The sequence below is a fragment of the Micromonospora sp. PTRAS2 genome, assembly GCF_054052245.1.
Genome location: NZ_JBSWBU010000001.1, coordinates 1,150,899 through 1,169,822 on the forward strand (window position 1 = coordinate 1,150,899; position 18,924 = coordinate 1,169,822).

Here is an 18,924-nt window from a genome sequence, read left to right on the forward strand (position 1 = left end):
GGCACCGCGGTCGACCGACGGGGGCCGGCACCCGCCACGGCCCTGCCGCTGCGGGTGGGTGGGCCGTGAACCTGATCGGCCGTTCGCCCGACTGTTCCTGGTGACAGGAGGACGAGATGACCGATGAGCTGCTGGTGGTGCGCGCCCAGCTTGGCGAGCGGGCGGCGTTGGCCGAGGTGGTGGCCCGATGGCGCTTGCCGGTGTGGCGATACGTCCAGCGCATGCTGGGCGCCGACCGGGCCGACGACGTCAGCCAGGAGATCTGGCTGGCCGTCGTCCGTGGTTTGCCACGACTGCGGGAACCCGCCCGGTTCACGCCCTGGCTGTTCGCCATCGCCCGACGCTCGGTGGTCGACCGCCTGCGCACGGAGTACGCCAGAGAGCAGGCGACGCTGCTTCACCACGACAGCGTCGCCGAGGATCCGGGCGAGGCTGTGGCGGCCCGCGCGGAACTCGTCGACGCGCTCACGAGCCTGCCGGTGGTGGAGCGGGAGATCCTCGTCCTGCACTACCTGGAGGACCTGTCGGTGCAGGACTGCGCGCAGATCTGCCAGGTTCCGGTCGGCACGGTCAAGTCGAGGCTGAACCGGGCGCGTCGCCTGTTGCGGGAACACCTGGACGGGAAGGGGTACCGGTCATGACCGACGAGCCACGCCTGTCGGCGCGGGAGATGCTCGACCATCTCGACACGACGCTGGCACGGAGAACGCGCGTCCGCGCGGTGACGGCGTTGCTGGCCGGACTGGCCGGCGCGGTGTTCGTGACCTCGCTGTGGGGGAGCGAGCCGGGTCCGCTACCGGGCCGCACCCACCTGTCGTTCGCGCTGTTCACCGTGTTCTGCCTGGCCTGGGCCTGCTACGGGGGCTGGCTGCTGACCCGCAGGGTGCCGCTGTTCGCCACCGAACAGGTGGTCGCCGCCTGGATCGCCCTGGCCGCCTCCGTCGTCACCACCGCGATCGCGGCCGTCGCGGCGGCCCGCAGCGGTGCCGGCCTGGGGTTTGCGCTGGCGTCCGGGGGCCTGTTCGTCGCGGTGGCGCTGGTGCTGGCCGTGCGGGCGCACCGCCGACGTGCCGCGCTGCTGCGTCGCAGGCGGGAACTGACGCAGCGGGAGCGGTCGTGACGTCGTCGTCCGGAGCCGCCGGCTGACTCCTGCGCCGTCATGCTGAGGGAGGGCCGAAGTGCCGGGTGAGCGAGGCGCGCAGCGTGTCGGCGTCGCCGGCGGACCAGGCGACGAAGCAGTCGGGGCGTACGAGCAGGGCGGTGGCGGTCGTGCCCTCCAGCGGGCCGGTGACCACGTCGACCCGGTCGCGCCACCCGGCGGCGGTCTCCGCGTAGGTCCCCGTGGAGTCCAGCAGCAGCGGCCGGGCGGTGCGGGTCAGCTCGGCGAGCCGCGTCGGCCCGTGGTCGCCGTGCACGACCACGTCGGGGGCGCTGCGGCCGGCCAACGGGTCGGCGGGGTCGGCGGGGTAGCGGACGTCCGCGCCGGACATCAACCCCGCGATGTGCCCGGTCACCTCCGGCAGGCGGAGCAGTTCGGCGAAGAGCTGCCGCAGGCCGGTGATCTCGTCGCCGGGGCCGATGAGCGCCGACTGCGCCTGGGTGGACATGACGACCCGTTCGGCGACGGGTCGGCGCTCGGTCTCGTAGGTGTCGAGCAGGCCCGGCGGTGCCCAGCCGCGCACCGTGGCGGCGAGCTTCCAACCCAGGTTGACGGCATCCTGCAGGCCCAGGTTGAGGCCGGGACCGCCGATGGCGGGGTGCACGTGCGCGGCGTCGCCGACCAGGAGCACCCGACCGGCGCGGTAGCTGGCGGCGATCCGGGTGTTGCGGCCGGTCAGCCGCCGGAGCAGACCGGGGCCGTCGGGAGCGCCGACGGGGAGGTCCGCGCCGAGCACCCGGGCGACGCTGGCGCGTAGCTCCGCCAGCTCCATCGGAGCGTCGTCGCTCGTCGGCGCGTCGGGCCACTCCGTCGTGGTCAGGAGCGCCGGGCGGCCGGGGAAGGGGGCCCAGGCGACCAGGCCGCGCGGGGTACGGGTGTGCTGGAACGGCGGCACGACGCCGTACCCGGGGACCTGCAGGCCGCCGGTCGCGGGGTCGAGGAAGGACGCGGGGACGGTCACGGTGGCGGTACGGGAGACCGACCGGTCGTCGGTGACGCCGGGAAAGTCGATGCCGACGAGGCGGCGCACCGTGCTGCGACCACCGTCGGCGCCCACGAGGAACCGGGCGGTGAGCTGCGTACCGTCGGCAAGGCAGACCTCGACCGCGTCGGGCCGTTGGTGGAGGTCGACGACCTCGTGGCCGCGGCGCAGGTCGACATCGAGCTCGGCGGCCCGGGCGACGAGGGCGGCCTCCAGCTGGGCCTGCGGCACGCCGAGCACGTAGTGCGGGTTGTCCGCGAGGACCGTGAGATCCAACGGGAACGCACCGAAGGTGAAGGCCGGCTGCGGGGACGGCGGGCGGCTCTCGCCGCTGAGCCGCGCGTAGAGGCCACGCCGGTCGAGCAGGCGGACGACCTGACCGACGAGGCCGTTGGCGCGGGGCTCACCCCCGGGCGTGGGACGGCGCTCGAGGACGACGGGACGGACGCCGGCGAGGGCCAGTTCGCAGGCGAGCATGAGGCCGTTGGGGCCGGCCCCGGCGATGAGGACGTCGATCATGATCGTGGTCCCTTCAGGGTGTGCGTCATCGCCACGACGGGCGCGGCGCGCTGCCGGCCCGCCGCGCAGGTGTGACGCGACTGAGGCGTGGGTGGGACGGTGGCCCGGGCGGGGGCCGGGCTTCAGCGGGGCGGCGCCGGGAGGCCGGCGGCGACCTGGGCGAAGGCGTCGGTGATGAGGCGCTCGATCGGGGTGGGCGGGTCGCCGCCGTCGAGGTAGTGCTGCATGGCGACGCCGACGGCGGCGCTGGCGGCGGCCGCGACGAGCCTCGGATACATGTCGGTGGCGAGGTCGGTGCCGGTGCGCTCGGCGACCGCGGCGGCCAGCCCGGCCTCGGCGATCGCGGCGGCGCGCAGCCGCTCGCCCTGCAGCGCGGGCTCGGCGAGCATGGTCCGCACGCCGGCCACCCACTGGGCATGGGCGGGGGACGGCATCGCCTCGACCTCGGGGCCGGGCGTGAACTGTTCCAGTGCGGCCGCGGTGAGCGCCACCCAGAGCGGCTCGTCGGCGGGGCGTTCGCGCAGCGCCGCCGCGGTGCGCAGGCTGCGGTCGAGGTGGCGGCAGGCGATCGCCTCCGCCTTGCTGGAGAAGTAGTTGTTGAAGGTGCGCGGGGAAACGCCGGCAGCCTCGGCGATGTCCTCGACGCGGACGTTGTCGTAGCCGCGTTCGGCGGTGAGGTGGATCGCCGCCCAGCTGAGCGCCGCCCGCGTCTCGGCCTTCTTGCGCTCCCGCAGCCCCGTCATGCCGCCACACTAGCACTAGTTGCGTGAGACGCAAATATGCGTGCTCCGCAGGAATTCGTCGTCGGGGCGCTGGCCGCCAGCCAGGACTGGGGCCCAGACCAGGGAGAACCCCGGTCCGTACGCCGCGCCGGCGGCACACACTGCTAACCGTCCGGCTGAGCAGCCGGACGCTCCATCAGGGTGAAGAGGGGTACGACATGAGGCGCAAGACCGTGCGGATCGACACCATCCCGGCCGACGGCGTGGAACTGGCCGACGAGCAGCTCGCCCGGATGCTGGGTGGCCTGCCGAGGCGGGACGCCGGGGGTTCGTCGAAGACCATCGACGACATCCCCAGCGGGGGCCGGAACGACACCGACAGCGACTTCTGATCGGCCGCCGGCGCCGACCCGCCCTCCCCGGGCAGGCCGGCGCCGGCCGCTCCGGGCGGCGGGGAGGCGTCAGTCCGCGAAGAGGTCGCTGGCGGGGGCGTGGTGCGCGATCTCCCCGTCGAACACGTACCGGACGCTGATCTGCCAGCCGTCCGGGTGGTCCGGGGCCGACTGGTGCCCACCCGGGTGCACCCGGACGTCCTGCCCCGCCACCGAGACCTCGAAGGCCAGGTGATCGGCGCGGAGCCGGACCGCCTGGTAGCCGTACCGGCGGCGGATCGCGACCGCCGCCGCGGCAGCGGTCCAGACGGTCGCCGGCACGGTGACCCCGTCGCCGCCCAGGCAGCTGAGGTCGAACCGGCCCTGACCGGTGTGGACCATGCCGACCAGGACGTCCGCCCCGGCACCCCGGGTGGGCTGGCACAGGTTGCGGGCCAGGCCGGCCCAGTGCCGGGCCGGTACGTCTACCGCGTTGACGACGAGGTGGTCGGAGGTGCCGCTCTGGAGCTTCACGAAGCGGATGTTCATCGCGTTCTACCTGTCCGGGAGAGGCGGGCGTCTTCAGGAGGGGCGGGCGCCCTGCGGGATGGCCGGCGGCGCGACCACCGCCGCCTGGTCTGCGGCGCGACGGGCCCGGTGTTCGGTCCCGACCACGGTGGCCAGCGCGGCCACCGCCACCGCCAGGAGCACGGCGGGGAGCCCGTACCGGTCGGTGAGCGCCCCCACGGCGATCACGGTGACGGTCATCCCCGAGAACGCGACCCCGTAGAAGAGGACCATCACGGCGGGCAGGTCGCCCTGGTCGGTGCGGGCCAGCACGACGCCGAAGGAGACCAGGTACACGATCTCGAAGACCATCGTGTAGACGAAGTAGCTGGCGAAGGCCGGCGCCGTCCGGTGCGTGGCGAACGGCACCAGCATCAGTCCGGCGGTCAGCGCGAAGAGCAGTCGGACCGGCAGCCGCCAGCGCGCCGGCAGGCCGACCATCACCAGGACCATCCCGGCGACGATCCCGGAGACGCTCACCGCCTCCAGCCAGGCCGCGCCACTGGCCGGCGTGCCGAGCCAGGTCAGGGGGAGCCAGACCCGGGCGATCTGGTTGACCCCCTGGAAGAGCACCACGGTCGCGACCAGGTAGCTGAACGCCCGGGTCAGCTCCGTGTCCCGCCGCAGCACCCCCAGCGAGCGACGCCACACCCCGGCCGCCACGCCGGCTCCGCTGCCCGGGGCGGGCGCGGGCGGCAGGGCCCGGCAGCAGGCCGCCGAGACCGCGAAGCCCACCGAGGCGAGCGCGGCCACGACGACGACCGGCACCCGGCCGATCACCATCCCGCCGACCAGGCCCCCGGCCGTCGACCCCAGGAAGTACGCGCTGTTCAGCAGGGTGTTGCCCCGCTCCACCAGTTCGTCCGGGAGGTATGTCTTGATGGCCACCCCCCGGGCGGACTTCGTCGTCATCTCCAGGAAGCCCCGGGCGACGAGGAGCAGGAAGACCGGGAGGAAGGCGGCCCCGAAGACGACCCCGATGCCGAGCGACACCACCACCGAGACCAGGTCGAGCCGCACCATGAGGGTCCGGGTCGGCAGCCGGTCACAGAGGCGGGTGGCGATCGGCATCAGCACGATCAGCGGCAGGAACTGCGCGGCGAAGACCAGCCCGGCGGCGAGGGCCTCCCCGCTGCGCTGGTAGTACGCCACCGAGAGCGCGACGAGCAGCAGGCCGGTCCCGATCGTGCTGACGAACATGCTGCTCCACAGCGCGACGAACGGCCGGGACCGGGCCAGCGTGCGGAGGCTGTCGCGGGTTTCCATCGTGCCGCCTTCCCTCACTCGGGCGTGCCGGTCACCGGATCAGCGGTACGCCGACGCTCTTCTCGAAGAGGCCCAGCAGGTTGTCCGCCTCCCGGCTCGCCTCGGCCAGGTCCGCGCCCCGCACCTGGTAGCGCGCCAGGATCTCCAGCTCGGCGACCTGCGCCCCGGGCGTCAACCGGTACGGGTCGAAGGCGATGACCCGGTCGTCGTACTGGTCGAGCCACTCCAGCGGGATCTCGTCGGCGAGCCGGCCCGCCCGCAACGGCATCAGCTTCCGGGTCGTCACGCACGAGGTCGCCACCGGCAGCGGCTCCTCGACCGGCTGGCCCAGGTGGATCCGGAGCAGGCTGTCGTGGATGTTCACCCCGGTCACGTGCTGGTAGAGGCTGGGCATCACCCCGCCCATCAGCCGGGGGTTCGCCTCGACCAGGACCGGCCCGTCGGCGGTGACCATCAGCTCGATGTGGAAGATCCCCAGGTCAAGGCCGAGGGCCCGGCAGACCTCCTCGGCGTACGCGAAACACCGGTCGGCGGTCGCGGGCGTGACGTCCGCGGGCATGAACGCGCCCATCTCCACGCACTCGTTGGTGATCGCCCGGGGGCGGCCGGAGAGCATGAACCGGTAGAAGCGCCCGTTCCCGGCCCCCAGCTCGGCGGAGACGAGGTCCCCGATCAGGTACTGCTCGACCAGCACGCCCCGGGTGAACTGGTCGTGCATCAGCCGGGGGAGCCGCTCGACCTCGTCGAGCACCCGGCGGGCCGCGTCCGCCACCTCGGCGGGCGTGTCGGCGCGGAACGCGAGGATGCTGTCGGCGCCGCTCGGCGGCTTCACGATGACCGGCAGGCCGATCGCCTCGGCCGCCTCGACGGCTTCGGAGACGGTGGACGAGACCGCGTAGCGGGCGGAGGCGAGCCCGGCGGCCGCGAGCCGCTCCCGGGTGCGTCCCTTGTGCCGCGCGGTGACCACGGCGTCGGTGTCGGTGAACGGCAGGCCGAGTTCCCGGGCCATCAGCGCGGTGGCCTCCACGCAGAACTCGTTCTGCGTGATGACCGCGTCGACCGGCTCCTCGGCCAGCACGGCACGGACCGTCGCGGTGAGCGCCGCGACGTCGCTCGCCATCTCGATCCGGCGGCTGCGGTGCACGGCGGCCAGGACCGCCGCGGTCTCGGCGTTGTCCGGGTACATCCGGTAGTCGGTCGAGGTGATCAACGTGACCCGGTGCCCGGCGGACAGGGCCCGCCGCATGGCGTCGATGCCCGGCACGTTCGAGTCGACGAAGAGAATGTGTGCCATCGGTCCACTCTCCGGTGGGTCAGTGCTGGTGGATGGGGAACCGGCCGGCCAGCTCCTCGACCTGGGCCCGGACCTCGGTCTCGATCTTGGCGATGTGCTCGGGCTGGTTGACCAGGCCGTCGAGGACGTCGGCGACGAGCCCGGCGAGGACGCGCAGCTCCGCGTCGCGCAGCCCCCGGGTGGTCACCGCCGAGGTGCCGAAGCGCAGCCCGGAGGTGACCGACGGCTTGTGCGGGTCACCGGGGACGAGGTTCTTGTTGCAGGGGATGCCGGCGTTCTCCAGGCTGCGTTCGGCGACGTTGCCGGTGAGGCCGTGCCGGCGCAGGTCCACCATGACGATCGGCGTGTCCGTGCCGCCGGTGACGATGTCGTAGCCACGGTCGGCGAGGACCGCGCCGAGCCGGCGGGCGTTGGCGAGCACCGCCTCGGCGTACTCCCGGAAGTCCGGTCGGAGGGCCTCGCCGAAGGCGACCGCCTTCGCGGCGATGAACTCGGGCAGCGGGCCGCCCTGCACGCCCGGGAAGATCGCCGCGTCCAGTCGCCGGCCCAGGTCGGGGTCGTCGGTGAGGATCAGGCCGCCCCGGGGCCCGCGCAGGTTCTTGTTGGTCGTGCTGGTCACCACGTGCGTGTGGGGGAAGGGTGAGGGGTGCACCCCCGCCGCCACCAGGCCCGCGAAGTGGGCGATGTCCGCCAGCAGGTACGCCCCGATCTCGTCGCAGACGGCCCGGATCCGGGCGAAGTCGACGGCCCTCGGGTACGACGAGCCGCCGACGACCACCAGCTTCGGGCGGTGCTCCCGGGCGAGTGCGGTGAGCTGGTCGTAGTCGATCAGGCCGCTCTGCGGGTCGATGCCATAGCTGACCACGTGGAAATACCGGCCGGAGAAGTTCGAGCGCAGGCCGTGGCTGAGGTGGCCGCCCGCATCCAGCGACATGCTGAGGACGGTGTCGCCCGGCTGGAGCAGGGCGAAGAAAACCGCCTGGTTGGCCTGGGTGCCGGAATGTGGCTGGACATTCGCGTACCGGCATTTGAACAGTTCTTTCGCCCGGTCCCGGGCGAGGTTCTCGATGACGTCGAGATTGTCCATTCCGGCATGGAACCGCTTGCCCGGGTAGCCCTCGATGGTGGTGAAGGAAACGATCGATCGAAACGCTTCCCGAGTGGCCATGCTGGCGTAGTTCTTGGGGGCGAGCAGCTCCAGTTGGCGCTGCTGGCGGCCCTCCTCCCGGCTGATCGCCTCCTGCACGCCGGGGTCGGACCCGCCGAGCCCGGCATTGAAGAATGCGTCGACCGGCTCGGTGAACGCGCGCATGGGCATCGCCCCTCCATCGCGGATGAGAATGCGTTGAAGCGGATCGGTTGACCGGGGTCCGCGAGAATCCAGGGGCGTCTCTCCCTGTGACGGGGGTAATTCAAACAGTAGCGATGGTCGATGTCAACACTGCTCATACTCTTCTCTTCCTGTTCACGGAAAGGCCACATGGGTCGATGTCTAACGATTGTTAAGTCGCGCCCGATCGGCCGGCGTCCAGGATGGACGGTGGTGAGCTGCCGCTTCCTCCGCAGCGGTGCTCGTCGAACCGGGGCGGCTGACGGCAGTTACCGGATTAATGTGAATCCGTGATTGCGGGACGGCGCATTGCCGGTTCGGGCCGGACGGCGACGCGCCGGTCGCCAACTCCACCGACGGCCGGCCCGGCCCGCCGGAGTCGTACCCCTGGTCCAGACTGCGTGGCGTGGACCTGACGCATGCGTTCGCCGCCCTGCTCGGGCGGTCCGATCTTCCCGCCGGCTCCTACGACGCCTACTACGGCGGCGACACCCTCGACGAGTTCCTGCTCCCGGCGCCCTGGCTCACCCCGGCCGCCCTCGCGTCGTCCGCCCCGGTCGCGTTGCCGGACGTGGACGCCTGCTATCTCGACGACGACCATGAGGCACTCGCCTGGGAGTTCGACCTGGCCAACTCCCTGTTCGCGGTCGAGTGGGCCGACGACGTGCTGCCGGCGGCGTTCCTCGCCGACGTGCGGGCGGCCGACCCCGACATGCTCGTACGCGGCGCCGACCTGGGCGTGCTGCTGGCCCGCCACGGCATCGACCTGGCGGACGAGTCGGCGCAGCGGCTGAGCTACCGCATCTCGGCGCTGCTGCGCCTGGCCACGGACGGCACCCTCCACGACGCCATGCGCATGGCGACGTTCACGCACCGCCTGCCGGTGCTGGCCGAGCTCGGCCCGGACGGCCAGCGGCGGGTCGAGCAGGACTGGGAGCAGGCGCTGGCCGGGGTCGAGCCGCCGGAGCTGCGCGACCACCTGCGCCTGCACTGCCTGGAGCCGTTCTGGTCGCGGGCCGCGGGTGCCTGCTATCTGGGCGCGAACGAGTGGCCGACCGGCACCTCGGCCCTCGACGGTCGACGCAAGCTGGTGGCGGGCTGGGAGTTCGGCGAGTCCCAGTCCGGGGTGGCCGTGGTCGGCTGAGCAGGATCTGAACCCCGCCCCGCCCCGCACCGGTTGGGCTGTCGTGCCCGGCCGGAGCTGGCAGGATGGTGCGCAGGAGACCGGGGCGGGCGGGGCGAGGAGTGGTCATGAGCGACTGGAACGAAAAGGTCATCGCCGAGTTCCGCGCCAACGGTGGACGGGTGGGCGGCCAGTTCGCCGGTGCGCCGCTGCTGCTGTTGCACACCGTCGGCGCCAGGAGCGGCCAGGCCCGCGTGAATCCGATGATGTACCAGGAGGTGGACGGCGGCTACGCCGTGTTCGCGTCCAAGGCCGGCGCGCCCACGAATCCCGACTGGTACCACAACGTGCTCGCCCATCCCCGGGTGCGGGCCGAGATCGGCACGGAGACGGTCGAGCTGGTCGCCAGGGTCGCCGCCGGGGAGGAGCGGGAGCGGATCTGGAGCGCGCAGAAGGCCGCGTATCCGGGCTTCGCCGACTACGAGCGGAAGACCGACCGCCGGATCCCGGTCGTCGTCCTGGAGCCCGCGCCATAGCCGGTGGCGGTGTGCTGACATGCCGGGTCAGCCCTTCACCGCGCCCGCCGTGAGCCCCTCGGTCAGGAAGCGCTGCCCGAAGGCGTACATGATCACCACGGGGATGCTGACGAGCAGCGACGCCGCCGCGAGCTGCCCCTGCGGCACCACGTCCCCGGTGATCATCGACTGCATGCCGACGGGGAGGGTCTTGTACTCGTCCTTCGTGATGAACACGAAGGCGAAGAGGAACTCGTTCCACGCGTTGGTCAGGGTGAACAGCGCGACCGCCAGCAGCCCTGGTTTAGCCAGGGGCAGCACCACCCGGCCGAACGCCTGGAGGCGGGTGCAGCCGTCGACCAGCGCGGCCTCCTCCAACTCGACGGGGATCGACGCGAAGTATCCGGTCAGCAGCCAGGTGGCGAACGGAAGCGTGAACGTCGGGTACGTCACCACCAGGGACCACAACGAGTCGGTGAGCCGCGCCCCGATGAGCAGCTGGTAGAGCGGGATGAACAGCAGCGCGCCCGGCATGACGTAGGTGATCAGCACCGTGACGGTGAAGCCCTGCGCCCCGCGGAACCGCAGCCGGGCCAGCGCGTAGCCGGCGAGGGCGGCGCAGACCAGCGCCACCACGGTGGACGCCACGGACACCAGAACCGTGTTGAGATACCAGCGGCCGAAGGGCTTGGTGGCGAAGAGGTCGGTGAACTGCTGCAGGGTCCACGGGGTCGGCCACAGGTCGTGGACGCGCATGACGATCTGCCCCTCGGACTTGAAGGCCGTGACGGCGATCCAGTACAGCGGGGCCAGGACGAAGAGCAGCAACAGGGCCAGGGCGGCACCGGACGCCAGCCCCGACACCAGCGACGACGACCGGCGGCTTCCCCGTGCACCGAGCGCCGAGACCACCCGGCCGACCGCCGCCGCGACCAGTAGGAGCACGCCGAGGAGCAGCGCCGCCTTCCAGGCGATGTGTGGCGACGCCCAGACCAGCAGGCCGGCGACCACCGCGGTGACCGCCCACGGCAGGGCCTTCCGCGCGGTACGGGCCGTCGACGCGCTACGGGCCTTCCGCGCCGCGCGGGCCCGGCGGGGCGGCTCCGTGCCGGCGTCCCGGCGCAACAGCCGGACCAGCACGTACACCAGGCCGCCGATGACCGGCAGCATCACGAGCGTGACCGCCGCCCCCGCGCCGTACTGCAGTTGCAGGATCGCCTTCGAGTACGCGACCAGCACGTACGGTGCCGTCGCGTTTCCGGGGCCGCCCTGCGTCAGCAACCAGATGAGGTCGAAGTTGTTGAACGTCCAGATCGACGACAGGGTCACCGTCACGGTGATCACGTGGCGCAGCCCGGGCAGCGTCACGTGGGCGAACCGCTGCCACGGCGAGGCACCGTCGACGGTCGCCGCCTCGTAGAGGTCCGCCGGGATGGCCTTCAACCCCGCGAGGAACGCGACGGTGAAGAACGGCACGCCCTTCCACACGTTGACTCCGATCACCGACGGCATGGCCAGCGACGCCTCGGACAGCCAGCCCGCCGGCCAGGCTTCGACCAGGTGCGCCCTGGCCAGCAGCGGCCCGATCCCCGAGTCGGTGAGCAGGATGTTGACGCTGCCGAAGATCGGGTCGAGCAGCGCGCGCCAACTGAACGCGGTGACCACCGTCGGCACCACCCACGGCAGCAGGAGCAGCCCGGCCAGCACGGCCCGACCACGGCGCAGCTGGTGCAGCAGCAGGGCGGCCGACAGCCCCAGCACCACCTTGAACACCTCGGCGTAGGCGGTGAAGACGAACGAGTTCACCACGCCCGTGCGGAACTGCTCGTCGTCGGCCAGGGCGGCGTAATTGGCCAGGCCGACGAACACGCTGTGCTGCCCGTGCCGTTCCGTGGCGCTGGTGACGATGGACCAGGCGATCGGCACGAGCACGAGGCCGCCGACCAGCACGGCCGTGGGCGCCAGGAACAGCGCCGCGAGCCGCCAGTCGCGGCCCAGCCGTCGCTGGGTGGCGGTGAGGGAGCCGGACCCCGGCGGCGGGGGCGCTGCCGCCGCCGGGGCCGATGCCGACCGGGTGGACGTCACTGCGGCAGCCCCTGCTGGGTGAAGATCTGCACCATCTTGGCGTGGGCGGCCTGCACGGCCTGCGCCGGCGGCGTGCCCTGGATGACCTGCTGCATCATGTCGGTGAGGACGTAGGCCCCGACGGCGGCCTGCTGGCCCGCGCTGGCCTTCTGCGGGAAGTCCAGACCGTTCTTCGTGGACAGCGGCAGCGTCTGCTGGGTGATCTTGCGCATGACGGGGAACGCCGGGTCGCCGCTGGTGAAGAAAGGGTCGGCGTCCCAGACCTTGTCCCAGGCGGGCAGCGCCAGGCCGGGTGCCTCCTTCGCCACCCCGAGCAGCGCGGGCGCGGTGATCAGGTACTGCGCCAGGAGCTTGGCGAGTGCGGCGTTCTTGGCGCCCTTGAAGACGACGAAGCTCTGGGACTGGCCGAGCAGCAGGGACGTGTCGGTGGCCGGCCCGGTGCAGTCGGCGAAGACGTGGGTGTTGGCGTAGACGGGGTTCTTCTTCGTCTTGGAGTCCGCGTAGACGCTGAACTGGTTGCGGGTGTAGCCGAGGATCCCGGCGAGCCAGTTCTCGTTGTTGCTGGAGTCGGTCCAGGCGGCCACGCCCGGCGGCAGCATCGGCTTGAACCGGGGGTTGGTGTAGATGTCGGCGAGGAAGGTCACCGCCTGCACCGTCTCGGGCGAGTCGAACGTGACCTTCCTGCCGTCGTTGGAGGCGATCGCCCCGCCGTACGAGTTGATCAACGCCTCGATCATGCCGTTGGCGTCGCCGGACCGGTTCACGGTCATGCCCCAGCCGAACCTGCGCTTGCCCGGATCGGAGATCGCCAGGCACACGTCCCGCAGCTCCTCCCAGGTGTAGACGTCCTTGGGGGAGATGCCCTTGTCCTGCATCCAGTCCTTGCGCAGGAACGACCCGATCCCGATGAAGTGGTAGGGGATGGCGAACCATCTGCCGTCGAAGACGCAGTAGTTCTTGGACTCGGCGGTGGGTTCGCCGTACTTCGCCGTCAGCGCCTGGACGACGTCCGTCACGTCCTCCAGGTCGCCCAGCGCCTGGAACTGTGCGACGAACCGCGAGTCGGTCATGAACGCGAGGTCACGTGCCACGCCGCCCTCGACCTCGGCGTGGATCTTGGCGACCGCGTCACCGGCGTCGGCCTGCACCAGGCTGTTGCCGATCTTCGTGCCGGTGGCGTCGGCGAAGTTCTTGATCGAGCTGTCGAGCGCCGCGTTCGCCGCCTCCGAGTACAGCTTCTGCGACAGCATCCCCATCGAGGAGCCCCGCAGCGCTGCCGCAGCGTCGATCAGTTCCTTCGGGACCTCGGCCTGCACGCGGGGCGCCGACGAGGTGTCCCCGCACGCGGCCAGGCCGGCCGCGCCGAGCAGTCCCACCCCCATGCCCAGAAAGCCGCGTCGGGTGCGTAACGGGTAGTCCTCCATGGCCTGTCGCCTCCTCTGCCTCGCCGCTGCACGCCGGAGGCGGCCGAGAGGCGTGCTGCCCTCTCTGGGCGCAGGCGACCCGCACCCGAGGGTGCTTGCCCGGTCGGGTGGTCGCAGCCGGTCTCTGGCGCGCAGTCATCGGAAAAGTTGCCCCGGTGCGCGGTGGCCCTCCCCCGACCTGTTCCGGGACACGCGCCGCTGGCCCGACACGTCGGCTGGCCGGCGGTGCGCTCACTTTACACATTTCGGAAAGTCGCGCCTAGGGGTCAAGCGATTTTCGGAAACCCGGAATTGCATCTTTGAAGATCAATGTCAAGGGTCGCCGACGCGGTCGCGGTCGGCGGGTGAAGCAATTGAGAACGATCACTTTTTGGGTCGGCGGCAGCGGGGCCTGCGTTGCGGCGGCGCGGGCCGGCCGCCTCGCGCGAGGCGGGCCTTCGTGCTCGTCGGTGGCGGTGGCGGGAGCCGGATCGAGCGAGGAGTCTCGATGCCTTGACACCCCGGATGAGATCGCTAACACTGGGCTGCAACGTGGAGTTAACAGCCAGAAAACATGCTGCCTGCAGCGTTCCGGGAGGCGTCGTGACCGTGGTTCCACGGCGAGTGGCACGCGTGGCCGGCCCATTCTCGACCAGGATCACGCCACCCGGTGGATATGCATCGGCTCCATCGCGGAGCGGCCGGCCGGCACGTCGGTTGCTGATCGCGCTGGTGACCGCGCTGGCAGCGATGGTCGGCGGCGTCGCCGTCATGTCGACACCGGCCGTTGCCGCCACCAGTCAGTTCCGGGGCATGAACTGGGCCGTGCTGGGTGACAACTTCAGCACCGGCCCCCTCGTCGTTCAGGGCCTGAGTTCGTCCGACAGCAATGCGACGGTACGGGCCAAGGCGAACGCCCTCTACGACGACATGGCCGCCACCATGGGGGTCAACACCATCCGGCTGCCCATCAACACCCACACGGTGGGAACGGCGTGGTGGGAGGCATACCGAGGCGCCATCGACGCCGCCACCGCCCGCGGCTTCAAAGTCATCCTTGCCTACTGGGAGGACGGCGCCGCCTCCGGCGGCAGGATCACGAACCTCACCGCGTGGAACGCGATGTGGTCCACCGTGACCAACGCGTACGGCTCGAACCCCAACGTCTACTTCGAGCCGATGAACGAGCCGCACGGCTACAGCTCGACGGAGTGGCGCAACGTCGCCGCCAACTGGCTCAGCTACCACTACTCGGCGGTGCCCGGCCGCGTGCTCATCGGCGGCACCGGCTTCAGCCAGGACCTGCGGGACATCTGCAACGACAGCCGCTTCAACGCGACGCTGCTGTCGTTCCACTACTACGCCTTCTTCTACGGCGAGATGACCTACGACGCCTTCCGGAGCCACATCCAGGCGCGGCTCGGCAACTGCGCCTCCCGGGCGGTCGCCACCGAGTTCGGCGCGCCCATGAACGACGGCCGCAACTACGCCGACGCCAACAGCACCGACAACTTCGTCCGCTACATCCGCGCCATGGCGCAGGTCATGCGCGACAACCAGATGGGCGGCACCTACTGGCCCGCCCTCGGCGGCAAGCCCGGCAGCATCGGCTACGACTGGTACTCGATGTACTCGCTCGGCGGCAGCGGCACCGACCTCAACCTCACCGTCCGCAACCCCTCCGGCGCCGACCGGATCCGCTACGGGTGGGGCGACACCATCGGCAGCGAACCCACGACGCCTCCGCCGGCCACGGGGACGTACTACCGGGTCACCGTGCGCCACAGCGGCAAGGCCATGGACGTCCAGCAGCCGAACACCGACAACGGCGCGCGCGTCGGCCAGTACACGTACGGCGGCAACGCGTGGCAGCAGTGGCAGTTCCAGGACGCCGGTGGCGGCTACTGGCGCATCGTCAGCCGGCACAGCGGGAAGTGCCTCGACGTGGTGGGCGCATCCACCGCCGACGGTGCCGAGCTGATCCAGTACACCTGCGGCAGCGGCACGAACCAGCAGTTCCAGATGGTCGCCAACGGCAGCTACTTCCAGCTCCGGGCGCGGCACAGCGGCAGGTGCGTGGACGTGCCCGCCGCGTCGACCGCGGACGGCGTGGTCCTCAAGCAGTACGCGTGCAACACCGGCACCAACCAGCAGTGGTCGCGTACGGCCGTCTGACGACCGGCCGGTCGTGTCCGTCGGCGGCGCGGAAGTGATGGCTCGGCGCACCTTCCGGCCCCGACCTGACCTTGGAATACTCCCGGCATGGCCAAGTTCGGACGCCGGTGGGCGTGGGTAGCCGTCCTCGTGCTCGGCGTAGCCCTGTACATGCTGGTGCTGGCGACGCTCGTCGACACCCGGAACATCAACTTCGTTCCGGCGCTCATCATGCTCGGCTCCTCCATCGCCCCCGCGACGTTCCTGACGTTCGCGCAGGGTCGCTCGGGCCACTGGCAGGTGCCCGGGTCCGTGATCGCGGCGGCGGCGTTCTTCGGCGGCATCATCGGCGTGGTCGCCGCCGGCTGGCTGGAGTACGACACCCTGCGCAGCCTCGGCGCCCTGCCGATGCTGTTCGTGGGGCTGATCGAGGAGACCGCCAAGCTGGTCGCCCCCGTGCTGATCCTGCTGTTCTGGTGGCGACACCGCTCGGCCAGCAACGGCCTGGTCATCGGCGTCGCCAGCGGCGCCGGGTTCGCCGCCCTGGAGACCATGGGGTACGCGTTCACCGCCCTCGTCCAGTCCCAGGGCAACCTCGGCGACGTCGAGCAGACGCTGCTCGTGCGCGGGCTGACCGCCCCCGCCGCCCACCTGTCCTGGACCGGGCTGACCGCAGGCGCGCTGTTCGCGCTCGCCGCCGCGCCCAGCGCGCGCCGGGTGATCGTGTTCGGGGCGACGTTCGTCGCCGCCGTGGCGTTGCACGCCTGCTGGGACACCTTCGCCAGCCAGATCGCGTACGTGGTCGTCGGTCTCGTCTCGCTGGGCTGGGTGCTGCTGCAGATGCACCTGTACCGGCGGGCCGATTCCCGGGCCCGGATCGCGGTCGCCTCCGCCCAGCCGGCGCACGGCTGACCGCCGGGTGAGCCCGGTGGGGTCGGCCGACAGCCTCGCCGGCCCCACCGCCTCCGGGGGTGCGCGGTGCGCGTGCCCGCCGAAACGGCGCTCACGGTCGTCGATATTGCCGGAACGGGTGCGGCGTGCTGGAATGGATCACATCGCCGCAGCACGGGGGCAACCGCGCTGGGAACGGTGAGCACGGGAGCATCGCAGCGCCGGCACCGCGCCGCTTCGGCGGGCGCGTGCCGCATCGCCGGGCAGTTCCGCGACGACGGGCAGGTGCCCCGTCGTCCGTTTCCCGTCCCGCCACAACCGAGACGTGCGACCTCCGACCCGCCGTAAACGGCCGAGGCTCCGGACGTCATGGAGGATGACCATGCGCAGTTTCCTCGCGGTGCTCACCGCCGCCCTGATCATCGGCAGCGCGGCCGGCAGCGTCCCGGCCGGCGCGTCGGGCGGCTCCCCGCGGTCCTGCGACCGTGACCTGCTCTTCTGCGAAGACTTCGAGCGGCTGCCGATCGGTGGCCCCAGCACGTTGAAGTGGGGCGTCGACACGCGCAACGGCACGCTCGCCGTCGAGCGGGCCCGCCACGGCAACCAGGTGCTGCACGTCCACACCGTCGACAACGGACGCGCCTTCCTGCGCGTCGACGACTTCGCCGCACCGGGTAACCGCTTCTTCGGCCGGATGCGCCTGCGCGTCGACGCGTTCCCCACCGCCCCCGACTGGGCGCACTTCACCCTGGTGGAGGCGACCGGCACGGGCAGCTCGGAGGTCGTGCGCCCGGTCGGCGGCCAGTACGCGCCGACGGTCCCCGGCACCTTCTGGGGCGTGGGCGCCGACGGCGGCCCGACCGGCGACTGGACCAACTGGCGGGAGTCCGCCCCGGTCACCGAGGACACCTGGCAGTGCTTCGAGTGGGAACTCGACCCGGCGGACAACCGTGTCGCGGTGTGGATCGACGGCGTGGCGAACCCGGAGCTGACCGCCTCCACGACCGAACACGGCGGCAACGACGTTCCCTTCGTCCTGCCGGCGGTCGACACGGTCAAGATCGGCTGGCAGCTCTACCAGGGCGGCACCACGCCGGGCGAGTTCGACCTCTGGATCGACGACATCGCGCTCTCCACCAAGCGGCTCGGCTGCTGAGGCCGGGCGGGAGCACTATCGTTCTGGCGTGCACATTCGCTTCGATGTACCCGCCGACCCTGCCTACCCGGGCCGCGTGGCTGCGGCGCTCAGCAGCGTCCGGCTGCGGAGGTACGGCCTGGTCGGCGCGGTGCTGACCGTGGTCGGGGCGATCGGGTTCGTCGTCTCGCGGGGGTCCGCGCGGGGCGAGCAGTTCTCGTCGCTGTGGCTGTCGCTGCTCGTGGGCGGCCTGCTGTCGATGCTGTACGCGCCGTGGGTGCGGTGGCGGGCCCGGCGGCGGTCCGGCAGCTATGCCGTCGAGGGTGGCTACGACATCACCGACGACAACATCATGATGCGCAGCGGCTCGGAGTCCGGCGGCATCGCGTGGGACGGGGTCGACCAGGTGCGGGTCACCCCGGAGTTCTGGATCGTGTACGTCGGCCGGACGCCGGCGACCGTGATCCCACGCGGCCTGATGTCCGCCGAGGACGCCGAGACGCTGCGCACCTTCATGACCGCGCGCGGGCTGCTCCAGGACCGGTGACCCGTCCTGCACCGACGGGCCCGTCGGTGCAGGACGGTCCGGATCCCGGGGCAGCGGGGAGGGACCCGCGGCCGGCAGAATAGGCCCGGTGAGGGCGGTCTCCCGGTGGTTGGTGTACGGCTCGGTGGCGCTGTGCGCCGTGGTGGCCCTGCTGGCGGCCGGCGCGTACTGGTTCTTCCTCCGCCCCTCGGATCCGCTGCACGACAGCGCGGTCGCCGACGCCGCCACGAAGGTGGACGCCGTGGAGCAGCGCTTCGACTACGACCACATCTACAAGGCCGACGACTTCGTGCACTCCGCCGGCCAGCACCCCGACGTCACGGTGCTCTCGGTGCGGGGCGAGACCCACTGGCAGACCGGCGTGACCCTGGTGCTGCGGGTCGTCGGGCACGGCGTCGAACTCGGCGCGGACCGGTCGGTGATCGACGAGCGGGACGTGCCGATCTGCTTCCGCCTCGAACTGGGTCCCGACGAGGACAGCCGCGACGACGACATCGACTGCCCGGACGGCGAGCCCGTGCCGGTCAGCAGGGACCCGTCGCTGCGGGGCGTCGACGACCGGCTGGCGAAGGCGCTGGAGAAGGCCGAGCCCACGGAGGCGTCCGTCCGGGCCGCGCTCGCCGGGCTCGGGATCGATCCCGCCGTACGCCAGGAGGTCCTCAGCCAGGGCGGCCAGGTCGGCGTGGCCCTGCGGGCGGCGCAGTACGACTGCGTCATGGCCCGGGTCACCGCCGACGGTGCCCGGCTCTGGCGGCCGTCGCACACCCAGCTCGCGCCGGGCGAGCTGAGCTGTTCGGCGCAGGTGGCCCTGAGCGGCGTCTTCGGCCGGAACTGACGGCCGCCCCGCCGCCGGGGCCCAGG

The 18,924-nt window shown here is 71.8% G+C and carries 18 protein-coding genes; 10 read left to right on the plus strand and 8 right to left on the minus strand.

The genetic code is table 11. From position 1 onward, the window contains the following. The first annotated feature begins 116 nt into the window (after positions 1-116). Positions 117-641, plus strand: coding sequence for an RNA polymerase sigma factor (locus ACVMYR_RS05475; RefSeq protein ID WP_396792012.1), 525 nt, complete (start codon positions 117-119; stop codon positions 639-641). Next, positions 638-1,120: a hypothetical protein gene (locus ACVMYR_RS05480; protein WP_077935163.1), complete on the plus strand. Its 483-nt coding sequence runs from the start codon at positions 638-640 to the stop codon at positions 1,118-1,120. The genes ACVMYR_RS05475 and ACVMYR_RS05480 overlap by 4 nt, the downstream gene beginning before the upstream one ends. Positions 1,121-1,157: 37 nt before the next feature. Here ACVMYR_RS05480 and ACVMYR_RS05485 read toward each other — a convergent pair whose 3' ends face one another. Together ACVMYR_RS05485 and ACVMYR_RS05490 are read right to left on the minus strand one after the other, a co-directional pair. After that, positions 1,158-2,660, minus strand: coding sequence for an FAD-dependent monooxygenase (locus ACVMYR_RS05485; protein WP_457121228.1), 1,503 nt, complete (start codon positions 2,658-2,660; stop codon positions 1,158-1,160). Between the two features lie 122 nt (positions 2,661-2,782). Beyond that, on the minus strand, positions 2,783-3,403 hold the full coding sequence (locus ACVMYR_RS05490; protein ID WP_396792008.1) for an acyl-CoA-like ligand-binding transcription factor: 621 nt from the start codon (positions 3,401-3,403) through the stop codon (positions 2,783-2,785). A 197-nt stretch (positions 3,404-3,600) separates the two neighbouring features. Between ACVMYR_RS05490 and ACVMYR_RS05495 the strand changes: the two genes are divergently transcribed. Then, positions 3,601-3,774: a putative ATP-grasp target RiPP gene (locus ACVMYR_RS05495; RefSeq protein WP_077935160.1), complete on the plus strand. Its 174-nt coding sequence runs from the start codon at positions 3,601-3,603 to the stop codon at positions 3,772-3,774. 69 nt (positions 3,775-3,843) lie between these two features. On the opposite strand, the gene ACVMYR_RS05500 is transcribed toward ACVMYR_RS05495, so the two are convergent. Genes ACVMYR_RS05500 through ACVMYR_RS05515 form a run of 4 tightly spaced genes read right to left on the minus strand, consistent with a single transcriptional unit; the run spans position 3,844 to position 8,198 of the window. Beyond that, the gene (locus ACVMYR_RS05500) at positions 3,844-4,302 is read right to left on the minus strand and encodes a hypothetical protein (protein WP_043960794.1); all 459 of its coding nucleotides are present in this window, start codon (positions 4,300-4,302) and stop codon (positions 3,844-3,846) included. 33 nt (positions 4,303-4,335) lie between these two features. After that, positions 4,336-5,586, minus strand: coding sequence for an MFS transporter (locus tag ACVMYR_RS05505; protein ID WP_457121229.1), 1,251 nt, complete (start codon positions 5,584-5,586; stop codon positions 4,336-4,338). Between the two features lie 31 nt (positions 5,587-5,617). Next, entirely contained in the window at positions 5,618-6,880 is a 1,263-nt protein-coding gene (locus ACVMYR_RS05510) for an ATP-grasp domain-containing protein (protein ID WP_077935158.1), read from the minus strand. A 19-nt stretch (positions 6,881-6,899) separates the two neighbouring features. Beyond that, positions 6,900-8,198, minus strand: coding sequence for a serine hydroxymethyltransferase (locus tag ACVMYR_RS05515; protein ID WP_457121230.1), 1,299 nt, complete (start codon positions 8,196-8,198; stop codon positions 6,900-6,902). A 418-nt stretch (positions 8,199-8,616) separates the two neighbouring features. Here ACVMYR_RS05515 and ACVMYR_RS05520 point away from each other — a divergent pair, with 418 nt between their 5' ends. Then, positions 8,617-9,354, plus strand: coding sequence for a hypothetical protein (locus ACVMYR_RS05520; RefSeq protein WP_457121231.1), 738 nt, complete (start codon positions 8,617-8,619; stop codon positions 9,352-9,354). Between the two features lie 107 nt (positions 9,355-9,461). Beyond that, positions 9,462-9,869 carry a nitroreductase family deazaflavin-dependent oxidoreductase gene (locus ACVMYR_RS05525; protein ID WP_077935156.1) on the plus strand — a complete coding sequence of 136 codons (408 nt, stop codon included), beginning with the start codon at positions 9,462-9,464 and terminating at the stop codon, positions 9,867-9,869. Between the two features lie 27 nt (positions 9,870-9,896). On the opposite strand, the gene ACVMYR_RS05530 is transcribed toward ACVMYR_RS05525, so the two are convergent. Both ACVMYR_RS05530 and ACVMYR_RS05535 read right to left on the minus strand, forming a co-directional pair. Continuing rightward, complete coding sequence (locus ACVMYR_RS05530; protein WP_457121232.1) at positions 9,897-11,933, minus strand: ABC transporter permease; 2,037 nt, start codon at positions 11,931-11,933, stop codon at positions 9,897-9,899. Continuing rightward, complete coding sequence (locus ACVMYR_RS05535; protein WP_396792000.1) at positions 11,930-13,357, minus strand: extracellular solute-binding protein; 1,428 nt, start codon at positions 13,355-13,357, stop codon at positions 11,930-11,932. The genes ACVMYR_RS05530 and ACVMYR_RS05535 overlap by 4 nt, the downstream gene beginning before the upstream one ends. Positions 13,358-14,068: 711 nt before the next feature. On the opposite strand from ACVMYR_RS05535, the gene ACVMYR_RS05540 reads away from it, so the two are divergent. From ACVMYR_RS05540 to ACVMYR_RS05560, 5 genes are all read left to right on the plus strand, one after another. Continuing rightward, positions 14,069-15,511, plus strand: a complete 1,443-nt coding sequence (locus ACVMYR_RS05540; protein WP_457121233.1) for an RICIN domain-containing protein — start codon at positions 14,069-14,071, stop codon at positions 15,509-15,511. 87 nt (positions 15,512-15,598) lie between these two features. Continuing rightward, a complete protein-coding gene (locus ACVMYR_RS05545; protein WP_077935153.1) occupies positions 15,599-16,402 on the plus strand; it encodes a PrsW family intramembrane metalloprotease in 804 nt (267 codons plus the stop codon). A 361-nt stretch (positions 16,403-16,763) separates the two neighbouring features. Beyond that, complete coding sequence (locus ACVMYR_RS05550; RefSeq protein WP_198956380.1) at positions 16,764-17,537, plus strand: hypothetical protein; 774 nt, start codon at positions 16,764-16,766, stop codon at positions 17,535-17,537. Between the two features lie 28 nt (positions 17,538-17,565). Further along, on the plus strand, positions 17,566-18,063 hold the full coding sequence (locus ACVMYR_RS05555; protein ID WP_077935151.1) for a YcxB family protein: 498 nt from the start codon (positions 17,566-17,568) through the stop codon (positions 18,061-18,063). A gap of 88 nt (positions 18,064-18,151) precedes the next feature. Further along, positions 18,152-18,898 carry a hypothetical protein gene (locus ACVMYR_RS05560; protein ID WP_457121234.1) on the plus strand — a complete coding sequence of 249 codons (747 nt, stop codon included), beginning with the start codon at positions 18,152-18,154 and terminating at the stop codon, positions 18,896-18,898. Positions 18,899-18,924 lie beyond the last annotated feature (26 nt).